Here is a 4,402-nt window from a genome sequence, read left to right as displayed (position 1 = left end):
CCACTTGTTTCTAAGTGGGGACTAAATTAAGGCTTATAGGATGAATTCAGAAGGTGTGTTCAGCGGACGCTTACGTTAAGTCTCCTAGCTAAAACACTCTGAAAGTACAAAACCAATAAAAAAACGCAGCCCGAAGACTGCGTTTAATGATTTGATTTTGAGCTGTAAGCGATAGGTTAAATCGCTTAAATTTTTAGTTGAGTGCCGTAACGACTGCTTGACCCATTTCAACAGTACCAACTTTATTCATGCCTTCAGACATAATATCGGCAGTACGTAAACCTTGATCTAATACATTGCCTACTGCATCTTCAATGGCTTTTGCTGCCGCTTCTTCGCGGAAGGTGTAACGTAACATCATTGCCACAGAAAGAATGGTTGCCAATGGGTTTGCCAAGTTTTGACCTGCGATATCTGGCGCTGAACCATGGCAAGGCTCATACATACCTTTGCCATTTTCGTCTAAAGATGCAGATGGCAACATACCAATAGAACCTGTCAACATCGCCGCTTCATCAGACAAGATGTCACCAAACAAGTTACCTGTCACCAATACGTCAAATTGTTTTGGCGCGCGTACCAATTGCATCGCTGCGTTATCGACATACATGTGCGACAAGTTGATTTCTGGGTACTGTTCTGCATGTAACTGAGTCACAGTTTGCTTCCACAATTCAGTCACTTCCAGTACGTTGGCTTTATCTACCGAACATACTTTACCACCACGCAATTTCGCCATTTCAAACGCTACTTTTGCAATGCGTTTGATTTCTGACTCAGCATATACGTCGGTGTTAAAACCTTGTTTTTCACCGTTTTCTAATTCACGAATACCACGTGGCTGACCGAAATAGATACCACCCGTCAATTCACGCACGATTAAGATATCTAAGCCTGATACGATTTCAGGTTTTAAGCTTGAAGCATCTGCCAATTGTGGATACAAAATTGCAGGACGTAAGTTAGCAAATAAATTGAGTTCTGAACGCAATTTTAATAAGCCACGCTCTGGACGGATTGAACGCTCAATGTTGTCCCATTTTGGACCACCAACTGCACCCAATAAAATTGCATCGGCTTTTTTCGCTTGCTCAGATGTCACTGCTGGGTACGGTTCGCCATGTGCATCAATTGCAGAACCACCCAATAAACCTTGTTCCCAAGTCAAACCCAAATTGAATTTTTCATTGACACGTGTCAGCACTTGTTCAGCAGCTTTCACAATTTCTGGACCAATGCCGTCACCAGCTAAAATCAAAATATGTTTTGACATGAGAGTTTCCATTGTTCATGACAGTCAAAGACTGTGGGATTAAATTTTTTGTTCTACAAACTCACCCAAGCCATTTAAGACATTGTAGGGTTTGCAAAAACGTCGAATGGTTTTGTTGTTTTGCACCAAATCTACACATAAAGGATCTGGCGCAGACACATTTAATAAGCTGCCTTTAGTACGACTTCGATCACGATACATTCTAAAGGTATATTTTTGCTTGGCATTAAACTTATGAATTACATGCAGTTTTTCTGCACGATCTTTAGAAATGGGATAAAAGCGAATCACCAATTCATGTTGTTTAGGCGGTACAGATAAATACAAGGCATTGGATTTATTTAAGGATGATTCCTGTAAACGTACCAAACCCTCCTGAATGGCAGCACGTGTAACACGATGTTTTTCTGCATCGAAAATTGTGACCGTATTTAAACGCTCAAACTCACAATCATCTGTACCCGCACAGTAAATCAGTGCATTGGATTTGCTTTGTTCAGTTTCTTTCACCTGTTTAATGCGTGCTGTATTCCACGTTTGGCATGCGCTTAGCGTGGTGATACATAATCCAATGACAGCAAGCCGACCGAAAATTTTAGTCATTGTTCGCGCCCAACCTCACCTGTTAGATACAAAATATAAAAATTATTATGTGCCGATGTTAGCAAGAGTTAGGCAGCGATGCTATGACAAATTTCAGCGAATTTATGCCTGAATTTCGGCAAAAACCCACGGACGCGACTGCTTGGTTTTCTCTTCATAAGCACGAATGTCATCGGCTGCTTGTAATGTTAAGCCAATATCATCCAAACCATTCAATAAACAGTGTTTACGGAATGGATCTACTTCAAATTTAAATGCCGTACCGCTTGGTGTACGTACTTCTTGTGCGTCTAAGTCGATGGTTAATTGATAGCCTTCAGTCGCCGCACACTCTTTAAATAATTGCTCGACCTGCTCTTCAGACAAGATCACAGGCAACATGCCGTTTTTAAAGCAGTTATTGAAGAAAATATCGGCAAAGCTTGGTGCAATAACGGTACGGAAACCATATTCATTCAATGCCCAAGGTGCGTGCTCACGGCTTGAACCACAACCAAAGTTGGCACGTGAAATTAAGATTGAAGCACCCTGATAACGCGGCTGATTCAATACAAACTCAGTATTAATCGGACGTTTTGAGTTGTCCTGACCCGGATAACCTTCATCTAAATAACGCAATTCATCAAATAAGTTATCGCCAAAACCTGTACGTTTGATAGATTTCAAAAACTGTTTTGGAATGATTAAGTCTGTATCGACATTGGCACGGTCTAATGGTGCAACGATACCTTGTTCAACGGTATATTTTTTCATGTTTAATTCTCACTGAATCCGTAACCTCTCCCTTGCCCTCTGCTATAGCGAGAGGGAACGCCATCTCTCTGAGAGAAGGCTGGGATGAAGGCATAACTTAGAATGAACGTACGTCTACAAAATGACCTGCGATTGCTGCCGCAGCTGCCATTGCTGGACTCACCAAATGGGTACGACCACCGTTACCTTGACGACCTTCAAAGTTACGGTTTGAAGTCGATGCACAGTGTTCACCCGGTTGCAATTTGTCTGCGTTCATTGCCAAGCACATTGAACAACCTGGTTCACGCCATTCAAAGCCTGCTTCTACAAACACTTTGTCTAAGCCTTCTTGTTCCGCTTGTTGCTTAACTAAACCAGAACCTGGAACCACCATCGCCTGTTTAATACTTGCTGCAACTTTACGACCTTTAATCACTTCAGCGGCTGCACGAATATCTTCAATACGCGAGTTGGTGCATGAGCCAATAAATACGCGGTCTAATTGAATATCGGCCAAAGACTGACCTGCAGTTAAGCCCATATATTGATAAGCACGCGTCCAGTCATTGCGCTGTACATCATCTTTCGCCTGCTCTAAAGTTGGTACGGCTTGTGATACTGGAATGACCATTTCAGGTGAAGTTCCCCAAGACACTTGCGGCTCAATTTCTTCGCCTTGTAATACCACTACGGTGTCAAAGTGCGCGCCTTCATCTGAGTGTAAAGTATTCCAGTAAGCAACTGCTGCATCCCATTGCTCGCCTTTTGGTGCATAGTTACGACCTTTCACGTATTCAATGGTTTTGTCATCCACAGCGACCATACCTACGCGCGCGCCTGCTTCAATCGCCATATTACATACTGTCATACGTCCTTCAATCGACATATCACGGAATACTTGACCACCAAACTCAATCGCGTGACCTGTACCACCTGCAGTACCAATTTTACCAATGATCGCTAAAACGACATCTTTCGGTGTAACACCTTGACCTAATTTGCCATCTACACGCACTAGCATGTTTTTCATTTTCTTTTGAACCAAGCATTGGGTTGCCAATACGTGTTCAACTTCAGATGTCCCAATACCATGCGCCAAACAACCGAATGCACCGTGAGTCGCTGTATGTGAGTCACCACACACTACGGTCATACCTGGCAAAGTTAAGCCCTGCTCAGGCCCAACCACGTGTGCAATCCCCTGACGGATGTCGTTGATGTCAAACTGCACCACATTAAAGGTTTTGCAGTTGTCATCTAAAGTTTGTACCTGAATACGTGAAGTATCATCTTCAATACCAGCAATACCGTCCGCACGTTCTTTCTTAGACGTTGGTACGTTATGGTCAGGCGTTGCCACGTTGGCACTTAAACGCCACGGTTTACGTCCTGCAAGTTGCAAACCTTCGAAGGCTTGTGGAGAAGTCACTTCATGCAATAAATGACGGTCGATATACAATAAAGCCGAGCCATCATCACGTTGAGTGACCAAGTGATCATCCCACAATTTGTCATACAAAGTTTTTGCAGTTGGATTTTGTGCTTGTTGGTTTTCGCCTGCCATGTCAGATCTACTCCACTGGACTGGGTAATTTTTTCATTAATTTGATTATAACCGCGAATTTGTATAAATCTAATTTATCATTTTTATTAATTTAAAAACTTTTAGGAATTATTTAGTTGTTTCTAGCAAAATAATTTTTATCCACTGGAGCGTAAAACCTCGTGGTTCAGCACGAGGATATAAGCGACTGGAGTAAACCATATGAACGACACGAAATGTCGTTTTAA

General features: G+C 42.4%; 4 protein-coding genes. All 4 read right to left on the bottom strand.

Features of this window, described 5'->3' with window-relative positions; genetic code table 11:
• Positions 1-193 precede the first annotated feature (193 nt).
• Positions 194-1,273: a 3-isopropylmalate dehydrogenase gene (gene leuB / locus CF596_RS14140; protein WP_004976098.1), complete on the bottom strand. Its 1,080-nt coding sequence runs from the start codon at positions 1,271-1,273 to the stop codon at positions 194-196.
• 39 nt (positions 1,274-1,312) lie between these two features.
• The gene (locus CF596_RS14135) at positions 1,313-1,876 is read right to left on the bottom strand and encodes a hypothetical protein (protein WP_096902841.1); all 564 of its coding nucleotides are present in this window, start codon (positions 1,874-1,876) and stop codon (positions 1,313-1,315) included.
• Between the two features lie 102 nt (positions 1,877-1,978).
• The gene (gene leuD / locus CF596_RS14130; RefSeq protein WP_004976094.1) at positions 1,979-2,629 is read right to left on the bottom strand and encodes a 3-isopropylmalate dehydratase small subunit; all 651 of its coding nucleotides are present in this window, start codon (positions 2,627-2,629) and stop codon (positions 1,979-1,981) included.
• Positions 2,630-2,726: 97 nt separating this feature from the next.
• The gene (gene leuC, locus CF596_RS14125) at positions 2,727-4,175 is read right to left on the bottom strand and encodes a 3-isopropylmalate dehydratase large subunit (RefSeq protein WP_019836007.1); all 1,449 of its coding nucleotides are present in this window, start codon (positions 4,173-4,175) and stop codon (positions 2,727-2,729) included.
• Positions 4,176-4,402 lie beyond the last annotated feature (227 nt).

The organism is Acinetobacter sp. YT-02, assembly GCF_002412355.1.
Taxonomy (GTDB): Bacteria; Pseudomonadota; Gammaproteobacteria; order Pseudomonadales; family Moraxellaceae; genus Acinetobacter; species Acinetobacter towneri.
The sequence above is the reverse complement of the archived record's forward strand: the minus strand, read 5'-3'. Positions and strand labels throughout refer to the sequence as shown.